22 protein-coding genes and 2 pseudogenes are annotated in these 26,019 nt (G+C 67.3%); 17 read left to right on the forward strand and 7 right to left on the reverse strand.

The genetic code is table 11. The annotated features are described in order from the left end of the window. The first annotated feature begins 1 nt into the window (after window position 1). Genes PGN37_RS05760 through PGN37_RS05780 form a run of 5 tightly spaced genes read left to right on the forward strand, consistent with a single transcriptional unit; the run spans window position 2 to window position 4,538 of the window. Entirely contained in the window at window positions 2-532 is a 531-nt protein-coding gene (locus PGN37_RS05760; RefSeq protein ID WP_335330057.1) for an aromatic-ring-hydroxylating dioxygenase subunit beta, read from the forward strand. 8 nt (window positions 533-540) lie between these two features. Then, a complete protein-coding gene (locus PGN37_RS05765) occupies window positions 541-795 on the forward strand; it encodes a hypothetical protein (RefSeq protein ID WP_335330058.1) in 255 nt (84 codons plus the stop codon). Continuing rightward, on the forward strand, window positions 792-2,000 hold the full coding sequence (locus PGN37_RS05770; protein ID WP_335330059.1) for an acetyl-CoA C-acetyltransferase: 1,209 nt from the start codon (window positions 792-794) through the stop codon (window positions 1,998-2,000). Before PGN37_RS05765 ends, PGN37_RS05770 begins: the two co-directional genes overlap by 4 nt. Next, window positions 1,997-3,349, forward strand: coding sequence for an OB-fold domain-containing protein (locus PGN37_RS05775; RefSeq protein WP_335330060.1), 1,353 nt, complete (start codon window positions 1,997-1,999; stop codon window positions 3,347-3,349). The genes PGN37_RS05770 and PGN37_RS05775 overlap by 4 nt, the downstream gene beginning before the upstream one ends. Beyond that, window positions 3,339-4,538, forward strand: a complete 1,200-nt coding sequence (locus tag PGN37_RS05780; RefSeq protein WP_335330061.1) for an acetyl-CoA acetyltransferase — start codon at window positions 3,339-3,341, stop codon at window positions 4,536-4,538. The genes PGN37_RS05775 and PGN37_RS05780 overlap by 11 nt, the downstream gene beginning before the upstream one ends. A 38-nt stretch (window positions 4,539-4,576) precedes the next feature. Here PGN37_RS05780 and PGN37_RS05785 read toward each other — a convergent pair whose 3' ends face one another. Genes PGN37_RS05785 through PGN37_RS05800 form a run of 4 tightly spaced genes read right to left on the reverse strand, consistent with a single transcriptional unit; the run spans window position 4,577 to window position 9,076 of the window. Beyond that, window positions 4,577-5,821, reverse strand: coding sequence for a cytochrome P450 (locus tag PGN37_RS05785; protein WP_335330062.1), 1,245 nt, complete (start codon window positions 5,819-5,821; stop codon window positions 4,577-4,579). A 41-nt stretch (window positions 5,822-5,862) separates the two neighbouring features. After that, window positions 5,863-6,825 (reverse strand): PDR/VanB family oxidoreductase, encoded by a 963-nt coding sequence (locus PGN37_RS05790; protein ID WP_335330063.1) that lies wholly within the window; start codon window positions 6,823-6,825, stop codon window positions 5,863-5,865. After that, window positions 6,822-8,252, reverse strand: a complete 1,431-nt coding sequence (locus PGN37_RS05795) for a wax ester/triacylglycerol synthase family O-acyltransferase (RefSeq protein WP_335330064.1) — start codon at window positions 8,250-8,252, stop codon at window positions 6,822-6,824. Before PGN37_RS05795 ends, PGN37_RS05790 begins: the two co-directional genes overlap by 4 nt. Before the next feature lie 35 nt (window positions 8,253-8,287). Next, on the reverse strand, window positions 8,288-9,076 hold the full coding sequence (locus tag PGN37_RS05800) for an NAD-dependent epimerase/dehydratase family protein (RefSeq protein ID WP_335330065.1): 789 nt from the start codon (window positions 9,074-9,076) through the stop codon (window positions 8,288-8,290). A 189-nt stretch (window positions 9,077-9,265) separates the two neighbouring features. Here PGN37_RS05800 and PGN37_RS05805 point away from each other — a divergent pair, with 189 nt between their 5' ends. The 4 genes from PGN37_RS05805 (at window position 9,266) to PGN37_RS05820 (ending at window position 14,961) form a co-directional block, all read left to right on the forward strand. Next, window positions 9,266-10,534: a PucR family transcriptional regulator gene (locus tag PGN37_RS05805; protein WP_335330066.1), complete on the forward strand. Its 1,269-nt coding sequence runs from the start codon at window positions 9,266-9,268 to the stop codon at window positions 10,532-10,534. Window positions 10,535-10,684: 150 nt separating this feature from the next. Next, entirely contained in the window at window positions 10,685-11,545 is an 861-nt protein-coding gene (locus PGN37_RS05810) for an SDR family NAD(P)-dependent oxidoreductase (RefSeq protein ID WP_335330067.1), read from the forward strand. Window positions 11,546-11,578: 33 nt separating this feature from the next. Further along, window positions 11,579-13,213: a class I adenylate-forming enzyme family protein gene (locus tag PGN37_RS05815; protein ID WP_335330068.1), complete on the forward strand. Its 1,635-nt coding sequence runs from the start codon at window positions 11,579-11,581 to the stop codon at window positions 13,211-13,213. After that, on the forward strand, window positions 13,210-14,961 hold the full coding sequence (locus PGN37_RS05820) for a class I adenylate-forming enzyme family protein (protein ID WP_335330069.1): 1,752 nt from the start codon (window positions 13,210-13,212) through the stop codon (window positions 14,959-14,961). Before PGN37_RS05815 ends, PGN37_RS05820 begins: the two co-directional genes overlap by 4 nt. On the opposite strand, the gene PGN37_RS05825 is transcribed toward PGN37_RS05820, so the two are convergent. After that, the gene (locus PGN37_RS05825) at window positions 14,922-15,947 is read right to left on the reverse strand and encodes an MBL fold metallo-hydrolase (protein WP_335330070.1); all 1,026 of its coding nucleotides are present in this window, start codon (window positions 15,945-15,947) and stop codon (window positions 14,922-14,924) included. The genes PGN37_RS05820 and PGN37_RS05825 overlap by 40 nt on opposite strands. 115 nt (window positions 15,948-16,062) lie before the next feature. Here PGN37_RS05825 and PGN37_RS05830 point away from each other — a divergent pair, with 115 nt between their 5' ends. The 8 genes and pseudogenes from PGN37_RS05830 to PGN37_RS27265 all read left to right on the forward strand — a co-directional run bounded on the left by PGN37_RS05830 (window position 16,063) and on the right by PGN37_RS27265 (window position 25,421). Then, a complete protein-coding gene (locus tag PGN37_RS05830) occupies window positions 16,063-17,079 on the forward strand; it encodes a phosphotransferase family protein (protein WP_335330071.1) in 1,017 nt (338 codons plus the stop codon). After that, window positions 17,076-18,041 carry a DUF7064 domain-containing protein gene (locus tag PGN37_RS05835; RefSeq protein ID WP_335330072.1) on the forward strand — a complete coding sequence of 322 codons (966 nt, stop codon included), beginning with the start codon at window positions 17,076-17,078 and terminating at the stop codon, window positions 18,039-18,041. The genes PGN37_RS05830 and PGN37_RS05835 overlap by 4 nt, the downstream gene beginning before the upstream one ends. Before the next feature lie 17 nt (window positions 18,042-18,058). After that, a complete protein-coding gene (locus tag PGN37_RS05840; protein WP_335330073.1) occupies window positions 18,059-18,511 on the forward strand; it encodes a MaoC family dehydratase in 453 nt (150 codons plus the stop codon). 4 nt (window positions 18,512-18,515) lie between these two features. After that, window positions 18,516-19,727 (forward strand): enoyl-CoA hydratase-related protein, encoded by a 1,212-nt coding sequence (locus tag PGN37_RS05845; protein WP_442932857.1) that lies wholly within the window; start codon window positions 18,516-18,518, stop codon window positions 19,725-19,727. A gap of 2 nt (window positions 19,728-19,729) precedes the next feature. Further along, entirely contained in the window at window positions 19,730-20,890 is a 1,161-nt protein-coding gene (locus PGN37_RS05850; RefSeq protein WP_335330075.1) for an acyl-CoA dehydrogenase family protein, read from the forward strand. Between the two features lie 26 nt (window positions 20,891-20,916). After that, the gene (locus PGN37_RS05855) at window positions 20,917-22,236 is read left to right on the forward strand and encodes a phytoene desaturase family protein (protein ID WP_335330076.1); all 1,320 of its coding nucleotides are present in this window, start codon (window positions 20,917-20,919) and stop codon (window positions 22,234-22,236) included. Window positions 22,237-22,271: 35 nt separating this feature from the next. Continuing rightward, the gene (locus tag PGN37_RS05860; protein ID WP_335330098.1) at window positions 22,272-23,087 is read left to right on the forward strand and encodes an HpcH/HpaI aldolase/citrate lyase family protein; all 816 of its coding nucleotides are present in this window, start codon (window positions 22,272-22,274) and stop codon (window positions 23,085-23,087) included. Between the two features lie 9 nt (window positions 23,088-23,096). Further along, a pseudogene (locus tag PGN37_RS27265) lies at window positions 23,097-25,421 on the forward strand (glycerol-3-phosphate 1-O-acyltransferase). On the opposite strand, the gene PGN37_RS05870 reads toward PGN37_RS27265, so the two are convergent. Both PGN37_RS05870 and PGN37_RS27270 read right to left on the reverse strand, forming a co-directional pair. Continuing rightward, window positions 25,405-25,542 carry an alpha/beta fold hydrolase gene (locus tag PGN37_RS05870; protein WP_335330077.1) on the reverse strand — a complete coding sequence of 46 codons (138 nt, stop codon included), beginning with the start codon at window positions 25,540-25,542 and terminating at the stop codon, window positions 25,405-25,407. The pseudogene PGN37_RS27265 and the gene PGN37_RS05870 overlap by 17 nt on opposite strands. 34 nt (window positions 25,543-25,576) lie before the next feature. Next, window positions 25,577-26,017, reverse strand: a pseudogene (locus PGN37_RS27270) (alpha/beta fold hydrolase); the annotation flags it as partial. Between the last annotated feature and the right edge of the window lie 2 nt (window positions 26,018-26,019).

Genomic DNA, 26,019 nt, shown 5'->3' on the forward strand with positions numbered 1-26,019 from the left:
GATGACGGCATCGCTGAACACCACCGAACTCGGTCCCGTTCCCGCGGGCTTCGACCGGCCGGACATCGAGCAGTTCCTCTATCGCGAGGCGCGCCATGCCGACGAGAACGATTACGACGCCTGGGAAGCGCTGTGGACCGACGACGCCCTCTACTGGGTGCCCGCCGACATGGGGAACTCTGATCCAGCCCGCACGATGTCGATCATCTACGACAACCGCAGCCGCATCTCGACCCGGCTCAAGCAGGTCCGGACGGGACGCCGCTACGCTCAGGCGCCACCATCACACCTGCGCCGCCTCATCAGCAACATCGAACTCCTCGGCGGCCGCGAGAACCCCCGGGGCGAAGTCGATCTCGAGGTCGGCGCCAACTTCATCGTCATCGAGTCGCGTCCGCGCGAGAACCGCATCTGGGGTGGTCGTACGACCTACCGGCTCCGCCGCGTCGACGGTGAGCTGCGGATGGCTTTCAAGAAGGTGCAGTTGGTCGACGCGGACAAGCCGATCCACACCTTGAGCTACCTCGTCTAGGGGACATCATGGGCATTCGATTCGACGGTTCGGCAACGGTGTCGCTGCCGGGAGTGGGGGCGATCATCGGCAGCGAATTCGCCGAAGTGGCAGTGAGCATCGACGAAGAGGCTAACTCGCCGCGCCTGCGAGTCGAGGATCTGCGGACCGGACGGGTCCGATTCCTCGACGCACTGGAACTGGAGGCGCTGGTGTGGTTGCGCGACGACAAACTGGACGGCCTGCTCGATCCGTCGGCTGACCGCTGGCGAGGTGACGAGTGAGACGCGCAGCGATCGTCTCTCCGCTGCGCACACCGGTCGGCACCTTTGGAGGCAGCCTCCGGCCGCTGCGTGCCGAAGACCTCGCGGCGCACGTCATCAAGGCAGTGGTCGACCGCAGCGGAGTGGCGCCCGAGGCCATCGACGACGTCACGTTCGCCCAGTCGTACGCGAACTCGGAAGCCCCGTGCATCGGCCGCTGGGCGGCCCTGCACGCGGGACTGCCCGTCAGCGTTCCCGGCCTGCAGATCGACCGCCGGTGCGGCGGGGGACTCCAGGCGGTGATCACCGCGGCGATGATGGTCCAGACCGGTGCCGCCGACGTCGTCCTCGCCGGCGGTGTCGAATCGATGAGCAACATCGAGCACTACACGACCACGGCGCGATGGGGCGCACGCGCCGGCAATCAGGTGCTCTACGACCGGCTCGACCGCGGGCGTGAACTCTCCCAACCGATCTGGCGGTTCGGTGCCATCAGCGGAATGATCGAGACCGCCGAGAACCTGGCGACCGACTACGGCATCGACCGGTCCGCGGCCGATGAATTCGCCACGCGCAGCCATCGGCGCGCGGCAGCGGCATGGAATTCCGGAGTGTTCGCCGACGAAGTCGTGCCCGTCGAGGTTCCCCAGCGGCGAGGCGATCCGATCGTCGTCGACCGCGACGAAGGTGTCCGGCCCGACACCACCCCGGAGTCACTGGCCCGGCTGCGGACCATCCAACCCGATGGCACGGTGACAGCCGGCAACTCCAGCCAACAGAATGACGCTGCCGCAGCGTGTCTCGTGGTCGCCGAGGACCAACTCGACAGACTCGGTCTCGAGCCGATCGGCTACTTCGAGGGGTGGGCCGCCGCCGGGTGTGAGCCGTCGCGGATGGGCATCGGCCCCGTCGGTGCCGTCGAGAAGCTCTTCGCCAGAACCGGTCTGACGTTCGACGACCTCGCTCTCATCGAGATCAACGAGGCATTCGCCGTGCAGGTGCTCGCGGTGCTGTCGGGGTGGGGTCTGAAGGCCGAGGACGTCGACGACAGGTTGAACGTCAACGGCTCGGGGATCTCGCTGGGTCACCCCATCGGTGCCACCGGCGTGCGCATCCTGACCACGATGCTCCACGAATTGGCGCGCCGCGGAGGTGGACTCGCCCTCGAAACGATGTGCATCGGCGGAGGCCAGGGTCTGGCCGCAGCGTTCCGGAGCGCGACGTGACCGTCGGGCTGCTCGGGTACGCCAGCCACCTCCCGAGATACCGCCTCGCCGGTCGTGACATCGGTCTGCGGCGCGGTGATCGCGTCGTCGCTTCCTACGACGAGGACTCGACCACACTGGCTGCCGCTGCCGCAGGGACAGTGGCACCGGTCGATTCGGCGCCGACCCTGCTGTACTTCGCGACCAGCACACCGGCGTACGCGGACAAGACGAATGCCACCGCGATCCACGCCGCGCTCGCACTCGCGGAGACGGTGCCCGCCGCCGACCTCGGGGGAACGGCGCGCAGCACGATGGCCGCTGTGCGCGCCGCCGCGGCGGGTGGGGGACTCGTGGTCGCCGCCGATGTGCGTGTCGGCAAGCCCGGGTCCTCCGACGAGCGCGCGGGAGGCGACGGGGCGGCCGCCCTGCTGTTCGGCACGGGCGACAGCATTGCCGACGTCGTCGCAGCGAGTTCACGCACCGCCGAGTTCCTCGACCGCTGGCGCACCCCGTCGTCGGCGACCGGTCACCAGTGGGAGGAACGCTTCGGTGCGGACCGATACGCCGCCCTGATCCGGGAGACCGCGCGCGAGGTCCTCGACGCCGCAGGCGTTCCCGATCCGGACCACGTGGTCATCGCCTGTCCGAACACCGCGGTGATCAAGCGGGCTGCCACATTGGTGAAAGGCCAGAAGTCGGTCACCTCGTCACCCATCGGGCACTCGGGTGCTGCCGATCCGCTGATCGCGCTGTGCGGTGTACTCGACGTCGTCGAGCCTGGTGAGACCGTTCTGTTGCTCTCGGCCACCGACGGTTGTGACGCGGTCCTGTTCCGCGCGACCGAGCACGTGTCGTCGCACCGGCAGCCGACGCCGTTGCTCGAACAGCGTGACGGCGGAATCGAGGTACCCCACCTGACCTACCTGTCGTGGCGCGGCCTGATCTCGATGGAGCCGCCGCGCCGCCCGGAGCCGGAGCGCGCCGCCGCACCACCGGCGGGGCGGTCGGAGCGCTACAAGTTCGGCTTCACCGGAAGCTGCTGCAATGTCTGCGGTTTCACCCATCTGCCACCTGTGCGGGTGTGTCGGTCCTGCCGCACGGCCGACGACATGACGGATGTACGCGCAGCCAGGCTCACGGGTCGCATCGTCACGTACACGGTCGATCGACTGGCGTATTCGCCCTCGCCGCCGATGGTCCAGGCGGTCGTCGATGTCGACGGCGGCGGCAGGTGCACGCTCGAGGTCGCCGATGCACGGCCCGAGGAGCTCACGGTTGGCGCTCGCGTGCACTTCGAGTTCCGCCGCCTGTTCACCGCTGATGACGTTCACGATTACTTCTGGAAGGCGGTGCAGGATGCCGAGTAACGGGATCGCCGGGAAGGTCGCCGTCGTCGCGATGGGGTGCAGCTCGTTCGGTGAGCGGTGGGACGCCTCCACCGACGACCTGATCCTCGAGGCCTACCAGGAGTGTCTGGCCTCGCTGCCCGGTGTCGCGCGCGACGACGTGGACGCCTACTGGCTGGGCACTCTGAGTTCCGGGCTGGGCGGCCTGACCTTGAGCCGGGCCATCGGAACCGACGACAAACCCGTGACGCGGGTCGAGAACTTCTGCGCGACCGGATCGGAGGCGTTCCGCAACGCCTGCTATGCGGTGGCTGCAGGCGCGTACGACGTCGTGATGGCAGTCGGCGTCGAAAAGCTCAAGGACTCCGGATATTCCGGCCTGCTCCGGCAGGACCCACCCGGTGACGGGACGGCCCCCGAGATCTCCATGACCGCCCCGGCGGCGTTCTCCCTGCTCGATCCCGCCTACTGCGCGCGGCACGGGGTGCATCCGGACGAGATGCGGGCGGCGATGACCCACGTGGCGTGGAAGAACCACGACAACGGGACGCGCAATCCCAAGGCGCAGTTCCGGTCTCCCGTGTCACGGGAGACGATCGACGGTGCCGCCAAGGTCGCCGGCCGGCTGGGCGTCTTCGACTGCTCCGGAGTGTCCGACGGTGCGGCATGTGCGCTGATCGTGCCTGCCGATCGCGCCCACGAGTACACCGACACCCCGATGTTCGTCGAAGCTCTGGCGCTGGTAGCCGGATCGACCAAGGGCTCGATGGATCCGGCGTACGACTACACGACGTTCCCCGAGGTGGTCAAAGCCGCGAAAGACGCGTACGCACAGGCAGGTATCGACCGTCCCGCCGATCAACTGTCGCTGGCAGAAGTCCACGACTGCTTCACCCCGACGGAAATCGTCCTGATGGAGGACCTGGGGTTCTCCGAGCCCGGGCACGCGTGGAAGGACGTCCTCGGCGGTGACTTCGACGCCGACGGGCGCTTGCCGATCAACCCCGACGGTGGCCTGAAGTCGTTCGGCCATCCGGTCGGAGCGAGCGGGCTGCGCATGCTCTACGAAGCATGGCTCCAATTCCGCGGGCAGGCAGGTGCGCGTCAGCTGTCCGACCCGCACACTGCGCTGACCCACAATCTGGGCGGGCGGCCCGGCGGCTGCGTGTCGTTCGTGTCGGTGGTGTCGAGGGAGCGGCGCACCCACTAGAAGACACTCACCACTGGCTGAACGCAGCCGCCGGTCCCTCACGCCGTGCTGCGCGGGCCGGGGGTGAAGGCGACCGGCATCGACGTCAGCTCGTTGGAGAAGTTCGAGACCAACCTGGTGACCTCCCCGGTGATGCGCATGTCGGGTATCCGGCGGGCCACTTCGTCGATGAGCGTCGTGAGTTCGAGTCGCGCCAAGGGGTTTCCGATGCAGAAGTGCGCGCCACCACCACCGAATGCCTGGTGCGCGGCCTTGTTCCGGGAGACGTCGAAGCGTTCGGGATCGTCGTTCAACTCGGGATCCCGCGAACCTGCCGGATACCAGAGCGCCACCCGGTCGCCCTCCTTCACAGGATGGTCGTCGACGACCGTTTCCTTCTGCGCCACCCGCGTGAAGTACACGATCGGTGACACCCACCGCAGCATCTCCTCGACGGCATTGCCGACACCGGAGGGGTCCGCCACCAGCTTGCGGTACTCGGCACCGTGCTCGATCAATGCCCGCATCCCGCCGGATGCGGTGTTGCGGGTGGTGTCGTTGCCCGCGAACATCAGCAGTGCGAAGAAGTAGGTGACCTCGGCCTCCGACAGGCGTTCGCCGTCGACCTCGGCGGCGATCATCCGGGAGATCAGGTCGTCGCCGGGGTTGGCCGCGCGCTCGGCCGTGATCGTGGTCAGGTACCCGCCGATCTCCATCAGGGCGCCCAGCCCGAGCGCGGGATCGGCCGTCGCGGCCGCCTTCGACAGCTTGTTGGTCCACTCGAACAGCTGCCTGCGATCGTCCTGAGGCACGCCGAGCATGTCGGCGATCACGCGCAGGGGCAGCTCGACGGCGATGTCGTCGACGAAGTCGCATTCACCGCGTTCGATGACCTCGTCGATCAACTCGGTGACGGTGCCGCGGACCTCGTCGGCCTTCTGTCGAATCAGCTTCGGCGTGAAGACGGCTTGAACGATGTTGCGCACCTTGGTGTGTTGCGGCGGATCCATGCCGAGGATCACCACGCGCAGCACCTCGATCGGCACGGCGCCCTGCGCCGTGGTGAAGACCCCGCCGCGCGCCGACGAGAACGTCGCGGGGTCGCGGCTGATCGCGGCGATGTCCGCCGCCTTGGTGAACGACCAGAACCCCGGTTCGTCGCCGTCCGTGGGGTTCCAGTGCGGCGTCGACTGCTCGCGCATCCGGGCGAACAACGCGTGCGGTGGCCCTGACTCGAAATAGCGAAGATCGGTGAGGTCGACGGTGTCGAGGTCGACCTCGGTGAAGTCGTCGGTGATCGTCATGGGTCAGTTCTCCGTTTCCATCCGGTGGTCGATGAGTGAGTTCACAGGTCCAGCACCAACTTCGGTGAGCGCGACCGCGAGACGCAGGTCAAGATGACATCGCCGGCGGCTCGCTGGTCGTTGGTGAGGACCGAATCCCGATGCTCTGGATCGCCTTCCAGTACCGATGCCTCACACGTCCCGCACACGCCCTCGAGGCAGGACGAGAAGATCTCGACGTCGGCGTCTTCGAGGGCTTCCAGAATCGATGTGTCGGCGGAGACGTCGACGGTGATGGCGGACTTGCGACACACCACCTGGAAGGACTCGAGACCGCCATCGTCGGGCTCGTCGAACTGTTTGGCCGTGAACCGCTCCACGTGCAGACTCCCGGCCGGCCATGCGCCGCAGTGTTGTTCGACCGCGGCCAGGAGCGGTTCGGGGCCGCAGCAGTACACCAGGGTGTTCTCCCGGGGGTCGGCGAGTTCTCCTGCGATGTCGAAGATTCCGTTCTCGTCGTCGCGCCACAGACGCACGCGGTCGCCGTGGCGCTCGACCAGGTTGTCGGCGAAGGCCATCGTCGAGGCACTGCGTCCGAGGTAGAGCAGCGACCAGTCCTTGCCGGATCGGTGCGCCTCTTCGGCCATCGCCATGATCGGCGTGATCCCGATTCCACCGGCGATGAACAGGTAGGTGTCCGCGTCGGTGAGCGGGAAGTTGTTGCGCGGGCCACGCACCCGCACTGTGCTGCCGGTGACCAACCGGTCATGGACGAACTGCGATCCACCGCGGCTGTTCGGGTCCAGCAGAACTCCGATGCGCCAGTGGCCCGAGTCGCGAGGGTCACCGCACAGCGAGTACTGACGGACGAGTCCGTCGTCGAGGAGGAGATCGATGTGTGCCCCCGGCGACCACGTCGGCAGGTCCCGGCCGTCGGCGTCCGAGAGCGTCAGGACGACGACGCTGTCGGCGGCGTCGCAACGCTCGACGACGGTGAGGTCGGTGGTGAATTCCTGGTCGGTCATGATCCTGCGCCTTCGTGATCGCCGGTCGCCACAGACACCAGCTCGTCGAGCTCGGTTTCGATGTCGCGCAACAAGTCCCAAGCGTCGGTCAGTGCGTCACCGTCACCGACGATGCCGATGTCCATCTGGTCGCAGTAGCTGACGACCGTGATGTTCAAGGCGAAGCCGTCGAACACCACGCTCATCGGGTAGTGGGCCTGCAGCGGTGCCCCGTGGCAACTCTGCGTCGTCGGCGACCCGGGGACGTTGGACAGAATCAGGTTGATCGGCGGCTTGACGAGTCCTGAGGCGACCACTCCGAGCAGACCCCTGGCCGCGACCCCGAACACCGGGCTCGGGATGGGGTCGTTGACGTCGCTCAACAGAGACGGTGGCGCTTCCCGCATACGGGCCTTCGCGTGACGCATCCACTCGTGGGCGAATGACAGGCGTTCGCGCGGGTCGTCATGGTGGGTGGGCAGCGGCGCGATGATCGAGGAGATGGCGTTGCCGAACCGCTCGGCGGCATCGGGCGCCCGGGTCGACATCGGCAGGTACGCCACGAGGGGATCGTCTGGTAGCTCCTCGGTGGCGAGCAGTCGCCGCCGCAGCGCACCCCCGCACATGGCGACGACGACGTCGTTGACGGTGATCCCGAACGCGTTCTTGACGGCCTTGACGTCGGAGAGGCTCACGGATCCGAAGGCCACCGAGCGCGTCGGTCCGAGCTTGGTGTTGAAGCGGGTCCGCGGTGCGACCAATGCTTGTCGGGGAGCGGCGGGATTGACGGCTCTGCTGAGCGCCTGCACGCCCGGAAGCGACCGTAGGGGTGGCACCTGATCGAGGTGTCCCAGCGTCTTCGGCGCTGCCAGCGCCGCCCGCACGCTCCGAATGGGCATCGACGCCAGCCCGGACAGCGCCAGGACCGCACGATTGGGGTCGTCCGTCGTCATCTCGACCGCTCCGGTGAACAGGTCGGGATCGGCCTGGTCGAGGAAGATCGAGAAGATCTCACCGGCGGCGATCCCGTCGACCACGGAGTGGTGCAGGGTGAACACCACTGCGGTGCGTCCCGGCAACCCGTGCACGACGCGCAGCCGCCACAACGGTGTGTCGCGGCTCAGCCGAGTCGCCATGATCGCGGCGACCTCGTCGGCCAGCGCCGCCTCGTCCGCGGGCTCGGCCAGTGTCACCTCGGAGATGTGATCGTCGAGATCGATTGCGACCTCGGCGAATACGGGATGCTCGAGATCGAGTGGCACGGTGACCAACTGCCACCGCAGCGGTGGACACGCGTGGATGCGCTCGGCCACCCGCTTCGTCATCGAGACAGCGCTGATGGTCTCGGGGTCGTCTGTCTCGTAGATCGCGACGCCGCAGTACTGCGCGCCGAAGTTGCCGACCTCGGCCGCGAGGAACTGCGCGTCCAGACTCGAGAGCCTCTGCATGAGAAAACCTCCGGGGTTTCGATGGGATCTGACGGTCAGGCACTCAGGGACGGCACTCCGAGGCTGCGCACCCGCGGCCTCCTGATGACTCCGGTGAGCGCGGCGCCGGTCACTCCGCCGTCGACGACGAGCGCGTGCCCGTTGATCCACCGGGATGCGCCCGACTGCAGCGCGACAATGGCATCGGCGACGCCGCAGGGGGTGAGCACGCGCGTGAAGTCGTCGTCGTCCGCCGATACGGTCGACGGTCCCGGCCCGCAGAGCACCGCGTTGATGCGCACTCCGAGCGTGGCCAGGACCAGCCCCATCGCTTGCGCGTAGACGGTGGCCACCTCTTCGGAGAACGACGCGGCGTCGAGATCCGCGCTGTGGTCGGCGAACCATCGCAGACCCTCGTCGATGCTCTCGGCGGCGAGCAGCTCGTCGATCAGGGGCAACCGGGTGGGCCAGTCGATCGCCGCGGTCGACACCACGATGGTGACGCAGGCACCGGGGTTGAGGCGTTCGTAGAGCGACTCGCAGATATGCCGTAGCGCAAGCGCATTCACGGTGACGATGCGGGCGGGGTCGGCGATCGACGGTGCGCTCGCGATGTAGGTGAGGCCGTCGAACGTGCCGTCGATCCTGCCCAGGCACGCATCGATCTGATCTTCATTCGACAGGTCGATGTCGAAGCACGTGGACACCGATGCCGGCGACGTCCCGTGGTCGATGCCGATGACCTCAGCGCCGGAGTCGAGCAGTCGGACCGCGAGCGCTTCGCCGATCTCTGACGCGGAACCGACGACGATGTGGCGGCCTCCTCCGGGTGTTTCGATGCTCATGGTGTCTCCTCGGTCGGCGATGGTGCGCAACGTGTTCGACGTTACGAAGGCGGCTCCGGGGGCGGCTACGTCACCATGCGACGAAGTCGGGGACGACTTTGCGGCTCGAGTTGGCCGGAACCGACAACTGGGTTTCGGGCGCCTGGTTTCCGACGCTGTGTGAGTGAACCGGCTCTAGGGTCGGGTGCCATGGAGTCACGTGCGAGCGAGGTGGACGTCGTGGCCGAGCACGCCGCGGCGATCGTCAGTCGGCTGGACGGCAGGCTCGGCGAGATCGTGGACTCGGTGCAGGAGATCCTCGTCGGTGAGTTCGCCGAGATCGGCGGTAACGGGGAATTGCTGGACCTGCTGCGGGACGCAGTGGAAGGCAATCTCGCCGCCTACCTGCCGGCGATCCGGCATCGCATACCGGTCGAGAAGATCCAGCCCCCGACTCCGGCTCTGGAGCATGCGCGTCGCATGGCGCAGCGAGGAGTACCTGCCAACACCCTGGTTCGCGGTTACCGACTGGGGCATCGGGCTCTGCTGGACCGTCTGGTGGCCGAGATCGCGACGGCGAACCTGGACTCTGAACTGGGACTCCATGTGTTCCAACGGCTGTCGGCAGTGTCCTTTGCCTACATCGACTCCACGATGGAGGAGATCCTCGACAGTCATCAGCAGGAGCGCGATCGGTGGTTGACGAACAAGAGCCGGCTTCGCGCCGTGCGTGTCCGCGAGGCCCTCGAGGCCCCGGACGTGGACGTCGACGAGATGACCACCGCGACCGGGTATCCGTTCGCCCGCACGCACCTGGCGCTGGTGGTGTGGCTCGACGGCCCGGCGGCTGGTGACGAACTCACTCGGCTCGAGCGCTTCGCGGGTCTCCTCTGCCACGCAGTGGCTCCCGCTGGTCGTCCGCTGTTCGTGGCGGCCGACGGGCTGTCGGGCTGGGTGTGGTTCAGCGTCGACGACGCTCTGGTGGCCGATGTGCACATGCGGGTCCGGTCGTTCGTCGACGCGCAGCCCGACGCGCCGCGCGTGGTGATGAGCAATCCCATGCGGGGGCTCAACGGATTTCGGCGCGCGCATCGACAGGCGCTGGATGTGCGGGCCACGGTGCTGGCGTCGTCACTGCCGACACCGTCGTTCACGGCGGCGTGCGACCCAGGAGTCCAGGTGGCGGTGCGTTTCCGCGAAGACCTGGACGGAGCGCGGGAATGGGTCCGCTCGGTGCTCGGTGACCTGGCAGAGGACAATGAGGCCACCGAGCGGCTCCGGGAGACGCTGCAGCTCTTCCTCCGGTCCGCATCGAGCTTCAAGGCGACCGCTGACCTGCAGCATCTGCACGTCAACTCGGTCAAGTACCGGGTCCAGCGCGCCATCGAACGGCGGGGCCGTGAGGTGGCCGAGGACCGCCTCGATGTCGAGGTCGCGCTGCTACTCGTCCGATGGTTCGGCGGTGCGGTCCTCGCCTGAGCGGCGCGACTCTTCTGCTGCGGATTCGATGCCGGTCGGTAGCCATCTGCCACTGGCGCCACCGACTGTTGGGTCGGCCCTGTCTTGACTGATCAAAATTTTTTAACGTAGATTCAACGCGAATGTCGAGAGCGTGAGGATGGAGCGTCCGTGCCAGGAGTGGAAGACAAAGTCGTCGTCGTCACCGGAGCTGGTGGTGGTCTGGGCCGGTCCTACGCGCGATTCCTCGCCGCGAACGGGGCCCTGGTCGTGGTCAACGATCTGGGCGGCTCGCGTGACGGGTCGGGCGCCGGCCAGGCCGCGGCCGACACCGTGGTCGACGAGATCAAGGCCGCCGGCGGGCGTGCGGTTGCCAACTACGATTCGGTCGCCGATCCCGCCGGCGCTGCCGCCATCGTCGAGACCGCCCTCACGGAGTTCGGCGCCGTCCACGGTGTGGTGAGCAATGCCGGAATCCTGCGTGACGGTGCGTTCCACAAGATGACGGACGACAACTGGGATGCCGTGGCGAAGGTCCACCTCTACGGTGGCTACCACGTCGTCCGCGCTGCCTGGCCGCATCTGCGGGAGCAGAAGTTCGGCCGTGTGGTCGTGGCCACCTCGACCAGCGGTCTCTACGGCAATTTCGGGCAGGCGAACTACGGCGCGGCCAAGGCCGGGTTGGTCGGACTCATCAACACCCTGGCCATCGAAGGCGCCAAGTACGGCATCACCGCGAACGCGATCGCGCCGCTGGCAGCGACCCGGATGACAGCTGACATCGCACCGCAGGAGGTGCTCGACAAACTCGACCCCGAGTTGGTGGCGCCGGCCGTGGGCTACCTCTGCTCGGACGAAAACACCGACACGGGTTCGGTGTTCGTGGTCGGCGGTGGCCTCGTGCAGCGCGTTGCCCAGTTCCAGAACTCGGGAGTCACGTTCAGCAGCCCGCCGACTCTTGCCGAGATCGGCGCTCAGTGGGGCGTCATCAACGACATGTCGGACGCCACGCTGGGGAGCAACCCCGTCTGAGGTGTTCGACGCAGCGCGTCAGGGAGGTGTTCGATGAGCAGCACGGAAGACGCGGTGACGTCCGTCCTGCGCCCTGGTGACCTTGCCCAGCTGGATGCAGATCGCACCGTGCCTCTGTCGGAACACACGGTGGGCGGTCTGCTCTCGGTGCGCGCATCGGAGCATCCCGACCGGGAAGCTCTGGTCGGGGTACGCCACGGCAGCGATGTCGTGACGAGGCTGACCTACGGCGAGCTGCTCGACGAAGCCACCCGAGCGGCCGCCGTGCTCCGCGCTACCGTCCCAGCTGGCGGTTTCGTCGCGCTGTGGTCTCCCAATGTCGTCGAGTGGACGGTCATCCAGTACGGAGCCGCGTTAGCGGGCGTCGTGCTCGTCGCGCTCAACCCCGTGTTGCGAGACGACGAACTCGACTACGCCCTCAGGCACAGTCGAGCGTCGCTCCTCCTGCACGCATGCGTGAGCCGCGATTACGACATGGCGACCGTGGCCGATCGCGTCTGCGCGGACATCCCCGACATCACGCGGATGTCGCTCGACGAGTTCAGCGGTAGCCAGCCCCGGACTGAAAGCCCTGTCCCACCTGATGATCCGGACGCAGCGGTGATGCTGCAGTACACGTCGGGCACCACCGGCAGACCGAAGGGCGTGCTGCTGACGCACCGAGCGTTGGTGAACGTGGCGAAGCTGACCGTGGAAGCAGCAGGTGTCCAGCCCGGCGCGGTGTGCTTCAACCCGCTGCCGCTGTTCCACACGGCGGGCTGCGTGATCGCGACGTTGGGACCGCTGTGGGTGGGCGGTGTCTCGATCCTGTCCCAGCGGTTCGTCCCGTCTGACGCGCTGGCCGCCCTGCGGGACGAGAACGTCGACGTGCTGTTCTACGTTCCGACTCTGTTGACGGCACTGCTCGACGAACAGCGCGCGAGTGCTGATGCCGCACCGACTCTCGATGTCGTGATGGGCGGTGCCGCGAACGTCCCGGCGGAGCTCATCGACGGTGTCTCCACGGTCTTCGGAGCCGAGGTCCTGAATCTGTACGGCCAGACCGAACTCGCCCCGGTCTTGTCGATGACACGACCGCAGGACGACCGCGAGGATCAGCTCATCACCGTCGGGCGGCCGCTGCCGCAGGTGGAGTGCAAGATCATCGACCCTGACACGGGCCGCACGGTGCGCGTCGGTGAGATCGGCGAGATCTGCGCGCGCGGTTACCAGCAGTTCGTCGAGTACCTCCACGATCCGGCGGCGACCGCACGCGCTCTCGACGGCAACGGCTTCGTGCGGACCGGCGACCTCGGTGTCATGGACGATCGGGGATTCCTCAGGGTCACTGGACGATTGAAGGAACTGATCATCCGTGGCGGTGAGAACATCGCTCCCGCCGAGGTCGAGAACGTGATCGGGCGCCACGAGGATGTCAGCGACGTCGTGGCACTCGGGCTGCCCGACGATCGCTGGGGTGAAGTCGTCGCGGTGGCGTGCCGCCTGAAGCCGGGTGCTCGACCTGGGCTGCGGGAGAACCTGGTCGAGTTCGCGAAGTCCCAGCTCCCCGGCTACAAAGTGCCGTCACGCTGGTTCGTCGTCGACGACTTTCCGATGACCCCGACAGGGAAGGTGCAGCGATTCGCGCTGCGCGACGCAGCTGTGGATCAGCGGCTCCGCGAAATATGACCGCGCCCAGTTCGATCGATCGGCGACGGCAGCGACTGCTCGCCCGATTTCCGGTGTGGCGGCCCCGCAGTCTCGCGCAGTGGCTCGACGACTGCACGCAGGCCTACGCCGATCGACCGTTCGTGATCTCGGACTCCGCGACGTCGACCTACGCAGACGTCGCCGACCAGTCGCGGCGGCTGGCCGCCGGCCTCCACGCGCTGGGTGTCCGAGAAGGCGATCGCGTGGGCATGGTGATGGCCAACTATCCCGAGTTCGTGCCGGTGAAGTTCGCGATCGCCCGGCTGGGGGCCGTCGCCGTCCCCTTCAACTATCTCTACCGCGAGCGCGAACTGGGTTTCGTCGTCGCCGACTCCGGATGCCGGGTGATCGTGTCGATGACGGCGTTCGGATCCCTGGACTATCAGGCCATGTTCGACTCCTTCGCGCCCGGCTGGGACAGGCCGGATTTCGCGGAGCGGTCGGCCGCCGACGACCCGGTGCCGAATCTGCGCGACGTCGTGGTGCTCGAAGTCGATGCGCCGCCGCGGCGTGGAGCGCACACGCTGACACAGCTCGCCGCACTCGGAGAGCAGCGGTCGCAACCGGATTCGAGCGTGGACCCAGCCGCTGCCGGTGACATGCTCTACACCTCCGGGACCACGGGATCACCCAAAGGCGTTGTGGTGTCCAACGATGCCGTGTTGCGGACGGCGTATGCCTCGGCGCTCACCCGCGCCTACGAGGATGGTCGTCGCATCCTGTTCTCGCTGCCGTGCTACCACATGTTCGGCTACATCGAGGGTCTGTTGTCGTCGATGTTCGTCGGAGGCGCCGTCGTGCTGCAACCGTCGTTCAGCGCGGAAGGTTACTTCCGGGGTGTCGCCGTCCACCAGGCGACCGACCTCCTGTGTGTCCCGACGATGGCGGTGGCCATGGTGGAGAGCCACGCTCGACACGGCGTCGACCTCTCCTCGCTGCGGGCGGTGCTGTGCGGTTCAGCGCCGGCTCCGGTGTGGTTGTGGCGCAGGTTCGCCGAGGAATTCGGCGTCTCCGAGATCGTCACCGGTTACGGCATGACCGAGTGCGGTGGCGCGATGACGCTCACCCGGCCCGAGGATCCGCTCGAGCTGACGTCCGAGACCGTGGGCCGGCCGAAGATGGCGGGCGCCGCCGGACTCGGTGGAGGGGGTGACATCGTGGAGTACCGGACGGCAGATCCCGACAGCGGCGAGCTCCTCGCGCCGGGTGCCGAAGGCGAACTCGTCTCCCGCGGCCCGACCACGATGAGCGGTTACTGGAACAGGCCGGTCGAAACGGCCCGATGCCTACACGACGGCTGGCTTCACTCCGGCGATCTCGGCCGCGTACGTGCCGACGGATACCTGGAAGTGACGGGACGCAGCAAGGAGCTCTACAAGAGCGGCGGCGAACTCGTGATGCCCAAGGAGATCGAGGACCTTCTCGCCGCACATCCGGACATCAGTCAGGTCTACGCGATCGGGTTGGTGGACGACCGATGGGGTGAGATCGGTTGTGCCGTCGTGGTGAGAACACCCGGAGCGCTGATCGACGAGGACGACGTGCTCGAGCTCTGCCGTCAGGCGCTGGCGCGATTCAAGGTGCCCAAGCGGGTGGTGTTCATGGCGGCCGACGATCTCCCGACCACGCCCACCGGAAAAGTCCAGAAGTATCGGCTCGTCGAGCGGCTGCAGCGCTCACCGGTCGCTCAGGCAACTGCGAAGAGCTCGACACCGTCCTCGTCCTGAACCGTCAGGGAATGCCGCGAGACCAGCAGGCGCAGGTGCGACTGGACTTCGAGCACCGCCGTCATCGCATGGACGACGCCGAGCTCGTCGAGGGATCGCTCTCGCCGCGTCCAGACCATCCGTCCAGCCACGTCGAACGCCGTCTGCGCGCCGGCCGCCACCAGATCGGCGACCTGGTCGAGGCGGTCGCGGTGGTGGTCGAGCAGCTCGAGGGCCCTCGCGCGGGTCGCGCGGTCGGCGGGTCCGTGCGCCGGCAGCATGCGTGCGTCAGGGAGGTCGACGAACAGTTGCAGCGACGACAGATAGGAGCGCAGCGGCAGGGGGCCGGGCGCGCGTTCGAATGCGATCGAGGGCGTGATCCGCGGGAGCAGATGGTCGCCACTGAAGACGAGTCCGTGCTCGACGTCGTCGAAGACCACGTGACCGCGGGTGTGGCCGGGCGTTGCGCGCGCGACGATCCGAATTCCCCCGCAGTCGATTTCGTCACCGTCGTCGATCCATCGGTCAGGAGGGGAGAACGCGACGTCTCGCTCGTAGGGTTCCCACTGCAGGCGCGCAACGTGGTCGGCCAGCTCGGCCGCGCCGGCCGCGCGGAGCATCGGCAGCTGACGAGGATGCACTCCCTCCGCGGGATCGAAAGCCTCGATGCTGTGCCGTTCCTCTCGCCCGAGCAGGAGTTCGATGCCGTACCGATCCCGCCACACCACGCCGAGCGAGTAGTGATCCCAGTGCTGGTGGGTCGCGAGGATGCGGCGGACGTCCCGGCGGTGCAGGCCCACCGCATCGAGTGCCGCACGCAGGGTGCTCTCGGAGTGCTCCATCGCCCAGCCCGGGTCGACCAGCGTGACACCGTCGGCGCCCTTGATCACGTAGGCGTTGACGACCTTCAAGTCGGGCAGCGGCAGGGGTAGCGGCACTCGGATGACGTGGTCAGCGATGTGCTCCACCGCGAGATCGGACTGCTCCGACGTGGCTCGCTGCGACAACCGAATCTCCTGTCCGATGACCGTCCGATGACCCCACAAGAAAATTTAACACAAGTTAGAAAGCTGTGTTAGCGTGGTTGGACGGGTCGGTCGCTGTCGCGACCGGGGAACGCGAGTGGGCACGATCTCGGAGGTGGCACTGTCGATGGCGCGATCAGCTGCCACAGTCCCCGACGCGCCGCCGCGGTCGATGACCGCGCGCCCTCGTGCTCTGGCCGGCTGGTTGCAGAGCCGCGATGTGCCGGTCCGCGGGCGATTGACGATGACGAAGATGTCGACGGCGCTGACGATCGTGACCTGGCTCGTCCACGATCAGGCACGGCATCGGTGGATCCTGCGGGAGCGGGCCGACACGCGGGGATTCGCCCGCGAGGTGGCAGTGCTGGACGCCCTGAGGCGCGACGGGCTCCCGGTACCCGACGTGGTCGGATACGACGACGGTTGCCGGGGCGGTTCCTTCGTCGTCACCACGTGCGTGGACGGAAGCCCACTCGGTGACGGCACGAGCCACCTGTCGCCGATCGTCGGTCGCAGTCTCGTGATCCAGGTGATCGATCTGCTCGCTCGCCTGCACGACACCCCGGTCATCCCCGCCATACCGCGGTTCGCCGCGGGTCACCTGGACAGACAGTTCGCGAGTATGACGGACCTGTGGTTACGATCCGGAAGCGGAGGCGCACACGACTCCGCATGGCGTGCGGTACGAGCCCGCCTGATTCAGACGCGGCCCCGGGATGAGCCCCGAGCGACGCTCGTGCACGGCGATTTTCGGCTCCAGAATGTCCTCTGTGGCGACGGCCGGGTCACCGGCCTGCTGGGGTGGGACCGCTGCACCGTGGGTAATCCTCTGTCAGACCTTGCCTGGCTGGTGAACAGCTGGGCGGCGACCCCAGGCGACGGAGTCCCGGATCGATACGAGCTCGTCGAGATCTACCGGTCTCGGACGAGTATCGCGCTGGGCGACCTGAACTTCCACCGCGGCATGGCGCATTGGATCTCGGCAACGCTGCTGCAGGCGATGGAGACAACCCGGCGGACCTCGGGCGAGCACCAGCATCAGCCGGCCGACGTGGACTTGGCGATACAACACGAGTTGATCTCGGCTGCAGAGCTTCTCGGGAGGATTCGATGATCGGCGTCCTGGATGACTACACCCACACCGTGGGGCCGGAGAAGAACTTCAACGAGTCGATGTACTTCCAGTTCTACGACCCGCAGCAGCGCATCGGTGGCTTCCTCCGATTGGCCAACCGACCCAACGAGGGAATGGGTGAGCGCACCGTCTGTCTCTACCTACCAGATGGGTCGCTCGCGTTCGGGTATGCACGTCCACAGGTGACCAGTAACGACGCCATGGTCGGAGCCGGCCTGGCGATCGAGGTCGCCGAGCCCATGCGCACGCTGCGCGTCGTGTTCGTCGGCGACGTCAGCGTTCTCGCCGACCCTCGCAGCATGATCGACCCGAAGCGAGCTCTGGGCACCAGTCCGACGGTGGAATGCTCAGTGGCACTGGAGTACAACGCACTGACAACAGCGCACGAGCAGACCTTCGACGGTGACGGCGCATCCTTTGCTCCGAATCATTACGAGCAGCTCGCCACCGCACGTGGCCGGATCAGCCTGGGCCAGCAGTCCTTCATGGTCAGCGGGCATGGACTCCGCGATCACTCGTGGGGCCCCAGGTCGTGGCAGGCCCCGTGGTTCTATCGCTGGCTCCACGGCTCGTCGGCGACGCGCGGTTTCATGGTCGCGTACTTCGGAGATCCCGACGGCACGAGTCGCCGCGGTGGCTTCGTGTTCGACGACGGCCGACTGCATCCCTGCGTCGACGTCGAGATCACCACCGGACGCGACGACGACGACTTCCAGCGCACGATGTCGGTGATCGCGCACGGTGAGCACAGATCGTGGCGATTCGACGGCGTCGCCCTGTCGTCGGTCCCACTCCGACATCGCTCGGCCGACGGGGCTGCGCACACGCGCATCGTGGAATCGGTCGTGCGCTGGCATACCGACGACGGACTCGAATTACACGGGATGGCCGAGTATCTCGACCAGATCCAGGATGGCCGCCCCGTGGGCCAACTCGTATGACGGAGGAAGGGAAACACATGCTGGTCTTCGCTGACCTCGAGGAGTTCACACAAGCTGCCGGTACGGAGCTGGGTCCCACCGACTGGCTGGAGATCGACCAGGAGCGGGTGAATAGGTTCGCCGACGCGACCGATGATCACCAGTGGATCCATGTCGACCCCGAACGCGCGGCAGACGGCCCGTTCGGCGGAGCCATCGCCCACGGACTGCTGACACTCTCGCTGCTGCCGCGGTTCATGCACGATCTCTACCGGGTCGACAACGTCGCGATGGCGATCAACTACGGATTCAACAAGGTCCGTTTCATCACGCCTGTTCCGGTCGGCGCGAAGCTCCGTGCCCGGTCGGTGATCAGTGAGATCAGTGCCCTGGACAACGCGGCTCAGGCCACGCTGGTGACGACCATCGAGGTGGAGGGTGCGCAGAAGCCGGCCGCAGTGATCGAATCGATTGTGCGCTATGCCAATTGATCCCGTGCGAGCTGACACCACACACGACCGGGGAGTGCACACCGCCCAGCGGCTCTACGAGGCGCTCGCCGCCGGCGACCGTGACACCCTCGACGCACTCCTGGCCCCCGATTTCGTCGGGCACGCCGCGGCAGGGATGCCACTGAACATGGGCGGTACGCATCTGGGGCCCGACGCGATGCGTTCCAACCTCTGGGGGCGGATCGGTGAGCACTTCAGGGCCCGCGCCGTCCCGTCGGAGTTCCAGGAGTTCGCCGACGGCCGTCTCGCCGTCATCGGCTCCTACCGCGGGGTGGCACGCAAGTCCGGTTCCGAGCTTGACGCGGCGTTCGTGCACGTCCTCGAGTTCGACGGCCAGGGTCGGATCGCGTCCCTGCATCAGCTCACCGACACCGCAGCCTGGCATGCGGCGCTGGAGGGCACCGGTCCACCGAAGACCATCGACTACCGCGTCGACAACGGTCTGGCGACGATCTGCCTGAACCGGCCCGAGCAGCGCAACGCCATCGATCTGCAGATGGGTCGTGACACGCTCGAGGTGGCCAGGCGTGTTGCGGCTGACCGGTCCGTGCGTGCGGTACTCATCTGCGGCAACGGACCCGCGCTGACCGTGGGCGGAGACATCTCGTACTTCCTCGACGGACGAGCCGAGCAGTTCGGCGATCTCTTCAAGGCGATGACGACACCGTTCCACGAGGGTTTCGAGATCCTCAGCCGTATCGATGCCCCGATCGTCACCGCGGCGCACGGGGCAGTGGCCGGCGGAGGTCTGGGATACGTCTACGCGGCAGACATCGTCGTCGCCGCCGACGACGCCCGCTTCGTCACGGCTTTCGCCGGCATCGGCCTGTCGGGCGACGGTGGCGGCACCTACCACCTGCCCCGCCTGATCGGTCCGCGCAGAGCAGCCGCGGCCTATCTGCGGAACACCCCGATCTCGGCTGCCGAAGCCCTGGAGTGGGGACTGGTCAACGAACTCGTGCCCGCCCCCCAGGTGCGTGACCGTGCGACCGCGATCGCGCGTGAACTGGCCAGTGGACCCACCGTCGCGTTCGCGACGATGCGCGCATTGCTGCGCGACACCTGGCGCCACGACCTGCCGACGCAGTTCGCCGCCGAAAGCAAGGGAATCAAGCTCACCGGCGACAGCCGCGACGCCGCAGGCGCCATTGCGGCATTCGCCGACAAACAACGACCGACATTCGAAGGACGGTGACCGTGTCCGGATTGATCAACGACAACGACGAGCACGCAGCGATCAGGGCGGCCGTGGCGGGCATCGCCGAACGGCATGGCGCACAGTACTTCCTGCAGCGCGGGCGCACCGGCGAGGACATCACCGAGCTGTGGAAGGATCTTGGCGCCGCAGGCCTGCTCGGGGTGCACCTGCCCGAGGAGTACGGCGGCGGCGGTGGCGGCATGGCCGAGGCCGTCGTGGTCGTCGAAGAGCTTGCAGCCCACGGCATGCCGATGCTGATCTGGGTGATCTCGCCCGCGATCTGCGGCTGCATCCTGGCCCACCACGCGTCGGACGAGATGAAGCGGGCATGGCTGCCCGGAATCGCCGACGGCAGTCAGAAGATGGCGTTCGGGCTCACCGAACCCGACGCCGGTTCCAACAGCCACAACGTCAAGACCACCGCGCGCAAGACCGCGAACGGCTGGGTGATCAACGGTTCGAAGTACTACATCTCCGCCGTAGATCAGTGCGACGCGGTGCTGCTGGTGGCCCGCGACGGCGACCTGTCGACGCCGGAGAAGTCGCGCCTGTCGCTCTTCGTCGTCCCGACCGACGCGAAGGGCTTCTCCTACCAGGAGATCGACACCTCGATCGTGTCGCCCGACAAGCAGTTCACGCTGTTCCTGGACGACGTCGAGGTCGGCGAGGACGCCCTGATCGGCACGGCGGGCAACGGCCTGCGACAGGTGTTCGACGGGCTCAATCCCGAGCGCATCCTCGTCGGTGCGATCTGCGGAGGGGTGGGGCGCTACGCCATCGACAAGGCGGTCGCCTACGCGAAGGAACGCACGGTGTGGTCGACGCCGATCGGTGCGCATCAGGGCGTCGCACATCCGCTGGCCGAATGCCACGTCAACGTCGAATTGAGCCGGTTGGCAACGGCATTGAGTGCCCAACAGTTCGACGCCGGCGAGTCGGCCGGTGAGGCGGCCAACATCGCGAAGTTCTCCGCATCGGAGGCGGCGCTCGCGGCGCTCGACCAGGCGATCCAGACCCACGGCGGCAACGGCCTGGCGCACGAGTACGGACTCTCGGAACTGTGGTTCATCACCCGCCTCATGCGCACCGCGCCCGTGAGCCGGGAGATGGTCCTCAACTACGTGGCCCAGACGTCCCTCGGCCTGCCGCGCTCGTACTGACCACTGACCTGAAGGAGACAACGACGATGACGTCTACAGAGAACCGATTCGACGCCGTGGTGATCGGCGCCGGTGCCGGCGGACTGTTCACCGCGGCCCGGTTGACCAAGCAGGGCTTCCGAACCCTCGTGGTGGAGCGTCTCGACAAGGTGGGCGGACGCGCGTCGACCGATGACATCGACGGGTTCAAGGTCAACACCGGTGCCATCGTGATCGAGGTCGGCGGTATCACCGAGCAGACCTGCCGGGAGGTGGGTGCGCGATTCGACATCCGTGAGCCCCAGCCCCCGATACTGTACCGCATCGCCGGCAAGGACGTCGACGTCACCGGTGGCGGATGGGGCTTCCTGCTCGGCAAGTTGACCCGCCAGGGTGCCAAGCTCGTCAAGGGCATCGGCGCCGCGCGCAACGACTCCGGCCTGCCCGAGGACGAGCTGTCCACCGCGGACTGGGTGCGTAAGTACACCAAAAACGAAGGTGTGCACGGGATCTTCCGCAACATGTGCGCATCGGTGTTCGCCGTCGGGTCTGAGGATCTGCCCGCCCGGGTCTTCCTCACCTACTTCACCCGTAAGAGTGCGTTCAAGCGATTCGGTTTCCACCCCGAAGGCACGATCGGGATCTGGCGGGCGCTGGCCGAGGTCGTGGAGAACAACGGCGGCGCCGTCTGGCTGTCCACCCCGGTGACCAAGATCCACACCGACGGCGACACCGTGACCGGCATCGACGTGACCCGCGACGGCGAGAGCGTCCGGATCGAGGCACCCGTCGTGGTCAGCGACGTCGGCCCCGCCGCGACGGTGTCGCTGCTGGGGGAGGAGAACGTGCCGCCCGACTACCAGGATCTGGTCAAGAAGGGCGACCGCCCCACCTCGATGATCTCGGTGAACTTCGCCAGCCAGGAGCGCCTCATCGACGTACCGGGCATGCTCAGCTTCTCCAAGTCGCGCCGGCTGGCCTACATCGCCAACTTCACCGACGTGTGCCCGGAGATGGCGCCGCCGGGATGGAACCTCTACGTCGGGACATCGGTGCCGGACAACCCGACCGGCGACTTCGACGAAGAGGCCGAGACCGAGTTCCTGCTGCAGGATCTGCGCGACAACATCGACGACTTCGACTCGCGAGCACGGATTCTCAACATCTCGGTCACCCGTGACGACTGGCCGCCGCAGCGTGCCGTCGCCGGCTACGACATGACGCACGACACGCCCTTCGCGGGCCTGTGGAACGTCGGTGACGGAGTCAAGGAATACGCGAACGGCGGCACCACCGCCTGCGCCGAAACCGCAGAGCTGGTGGTCGAGAAGATCGTCGCCACGCACCGGCCGATGGTGCTGAGCTGAGTCCAGTGCGAGGCACCCTCGCCAACGCCCGCAGCATGCTGTTCGTGCCGGGCGATCGGCCGGAGCGCTTCGGCAAGGCGGCGGCGAGCGGCGCCGACGCGATCGTGCTCGACCTCGAAGACGCGGTCGGCTCAGAGGCGAAGGATGCCGCGCGCGCCGCGGTCGACACGTGGCTCGGCGAGCAGGACGGGACCGTCGCCACCGTGGTCCGCATCAACGGCACCGAGACGCAGTGGCACGCCGAGGACGTCGCGATGCTGGCGCCGCACGGGTGCGCTGTCATGCTGCCCAAGGCGAGCTGTGCGGCGCAGGTGTCCGACGTCGCGGCGACGCTCGGCGGGGTTGGCGGGTTGGTCGCGCTGATCGAGACGGCCGGTGGAGTGCTTGCTGCACAGCAGATCTCCACCGCCGACGGGGTGGTCCGGACCGCGTTCGGCAGCGTTGATCTCGCTGCCGAGCTGGGTGTCTCGCCCGACGATCGTGATGCGATGCATCACGCGCGTGCCACGGTCATCCTGGCCGCGGCGGCCGCGGGCCGGCCGGCCCCGCTCGACGGGGTGACCACGGCGACGTCCGACGAGGACCAGCTCCGCGGTGACACCCGATACGCGGCCCGCTTGGGCTTCGGCGGAAAGTTGTGCATCCATCCGCGTCAGATCGAGATCGTCAACCACGGATTCAGTCCATCCGACACCGAGGTCGCCTGGGCACGAACGGTTGTTGAGGCGGCCGGCGGTGACGGCGTCTGCGTGGTCGAGGGCAGGATGGTGGACAAGCCCGTCGTCGACCGGGCTGTCCGGATCCTCGCCCGCGTCGCCACGGCGGAAAGCCCATCACCACTAGCGGGATAGGTCGATCACGTGAAATCGCTCGAGGATCCGATCGCGACGTTCAGAATCACCCAGGACGCGCTGGTGCTGGCGTGGATCTCGTCGAGCGTCGAGCGGCGGCTCGTCGAACAGTGGATGGCCGAGCAGCGGCGGGCCCGTCCCGACATCGATCTGCGCCTGATCCAGCTCCCGCACGGTGGTCCGCCGTCGACGTCCCTGCTCGACCTCGTCGCAGACGATCTCAGGAGATCGCGCGACCGTGTCGTCGTTCCGGTGCGAATGTTCTGGTCGATAGACGAGAGTGCGTCGAACTGGCGCGCGCTCGGCACTCTGCTCAGTGGCCGTGATCCCTACCGTCCCAGCCCGCGCAGGCAGGCCAGGATCGTACGGTCCGATCAGTCGAGGGCGCGCATCGTGGAGGCGGAACCGGCGACGGTGACCGAGCTGGACCGGCGGTGGCGCGACATCACGAGTGCGGGTGCGGACCGTGAGTTCGCGGGCTTCGTGATCCGGCGGGCGCGCCTGGCCCTGGAACGGGCGGAGTACCGGCTGCTCGGCCCGGAGTACAAGTCCCCGCGGCTGGTGAAGCCGGAGCTGTTGGCGTCGCTGCGATTTCAGGAGGGGGTGCGCCGCATCCCGGGCGCCACCCTCACCGAGGCCGGCGGCATTCTCGACGAGATGGCCACCGGGTGGAGCCGCTGGTCGGTCGACTTCGTTCCGTGGCTCGGGCGGATGATCTTCCGGAGGGGATTCGAACGCGACCTCGACTACGACGACGCCGACGTGTCGGCCATGAGCGAGGCATTCGCCGTTCATCCGGCGGTTCTGCTGTTCTCCCACAGGTCGAATCTCGACGCCCTGGTCCTCGCAGTTGCGATGCGGGACAACCACTTACCGCGTGCGCATCTCTTCGGCGGGATCAACATGGCCTTCGGTGTGCTCGGTCCCATCATGCGCCGGTCGGGAGTCATCTTCATCCGCCGCAACATCGGCGACAACCACCTCTACAAATACGTGCTCAAGCGGTACGTGAGCTACCTCGTGGAGAAGCGATTCAACCTCACCTGGTCCATTGAAGGGGGACGGTCGCGTACCGGTCACATGCTGCCGCCCCGGCTCGGTCTGCTCAGCTACGTCGTCGACAGTTATGCCGAATCGCGCAGCGACGACATCCTGCTGCAGCCGGTGTCCATCAGCTTCGATCAGCTCCACGAAACCGCCGAGTACGCCGCATACGCCCGGGGCGCCGACAAGACCCCCGAGGGCATGCGGTGGTTCGTCGACTTCATCAGGGCCCAGGGTCAGCGGCACTACGGAAAGATCTACGTGCGCTTCCCGCAGGCGGTGTCCATGCGCGCGCACCTCGGCACGCCGCAGCAGCTACGCGCTGCCGAACCCGCCGCCCCGACGTCTCGCGCTGCAGAAGATGGCGTTCGAGGTCGGATCCCGGATCCAGCACGCGACGCCCGTCAGTGCCACGGCGCTGATCTGCGCGGTGCTGCTCGCCGACAGGGGCCGGGCCAGATCGCTCCAGGAGATCCACGCGTCGACCCAGGACTGGCTCGACTATGTCGGGCGTCGCGGTGCGCCGGTGACGGAGAGCGCCGAGCGGTTACGTGAAATGCGCGGTGTGGGTTCGGCTCTCGATGCGATCTCGGGGGGACATCCCGTGACGCGGATCGACGGCGGATGGACACCGGTCTGGCGGATCACGCCGGACCGTGAACACGAAGCCGCCTACTACCGCAACACCATCAGCCACGTGTTCCTCGAGCGAGCGATCGTGGAACTCGCACTGATGCATGCGGTTCGCAGCGGCGGTGATCGCCGTGCGGCCTTCTGGAGCCAGTCGGCGGAACTCCGCGACCTGCTGAAGTTCGACTTCTACTTCGTGGACAGCGCGACCTACCGAGAACACATCGTCGAGGAACTGGCGCACCTCGGCGACTGGGAGGACGGGCTGGCCGCAGGGGAGGCCGGTGTCATTTCGATGGTGCGGAAGAAGGGTCCGATCACCGCGCCGACCATTCTGCGGTCGTTCTTCGAGGCGTACTCCGTCGTCGCCGACGTCCTCCACGCGTCCTCCGGCGCGCCGGCGGAACGGGATGTGGTCAAGCAGGCGCTGGGCGTCGGTCGGCAGTACCTGGCCCAGGGACGGATCAGCAGTTCGGAATCCGTCTCGACGCTGCTGTTCGCGACGGCGCGATGAAGATCGCAGGCGATCGCGGACTCCTCGTGAACGACGGCAGGGGACGAGCAGCGCTTCGCGACCAGCTCAGAGGCGTGCTCGCCGACCTCGACCGGCTGGCGTCCTTGACGGTCGAGCCTGCGCGGGATATCACTGCGCTGCAATGAAATCGACGATCAACCGGCCGACCAGTTCCGGGTCGTCGATCATCGGGACGTGGCCGACCCCGGGAACCATCGTCAGCTGCGCACCCGGCAGGGCGGCCAGCATCGGCACCCCGTACCGCATGAAACGGCAATGTCTTGTCCCGCACTCCCCACGCCACACGAACCGGGCAACCCAACTGTTCGAACGGCGCGATCGGTCCGCGATCCCGCGCCCCGGCGAGCAGATCCATCAGGATCGCGCACCCGGCCATGTCCTCCAGCGACGCCTCGACCTGGGCGAGTGTCATCCGGTCGCCGTGTTCGGCCATGGGCCGCAGCAGTATTCGTCGTGCGCGCGGACCTCTGGCCAACCGGCGCGCCACCGCGCTGTGCCGGGCGCCGATCGCGCCCGTCCGGAACAAGCGCAACAGCCTGCGCAGATCGCGGTCCGTCGACCAGGCGCCGGCCGGCGACAGTGCGAGTACCGATCTGGCGCGGCCGCGGCGCGCCAACTCCAGGGCCACCCATCCGCCAAGGGAGTTCCCGACCAGGTGGGCTTTCTCGATTCCTGCCGAATCGAACTCCCGACACAGGGCCTCGACGATGCCGTCGACGATCT

Origin of the sequence: Mycobacterium kyogaense, from assembly GCF_036946525.1 — a bacterium.
GTDB classification, from domain to species: domain Bacteria; phylum Actinomycetota; class Actinomycetes; order Mycobacteriales; family Mycobacteriaceae; genus Mycobacterium; species Mycobacterium kyogaense_A.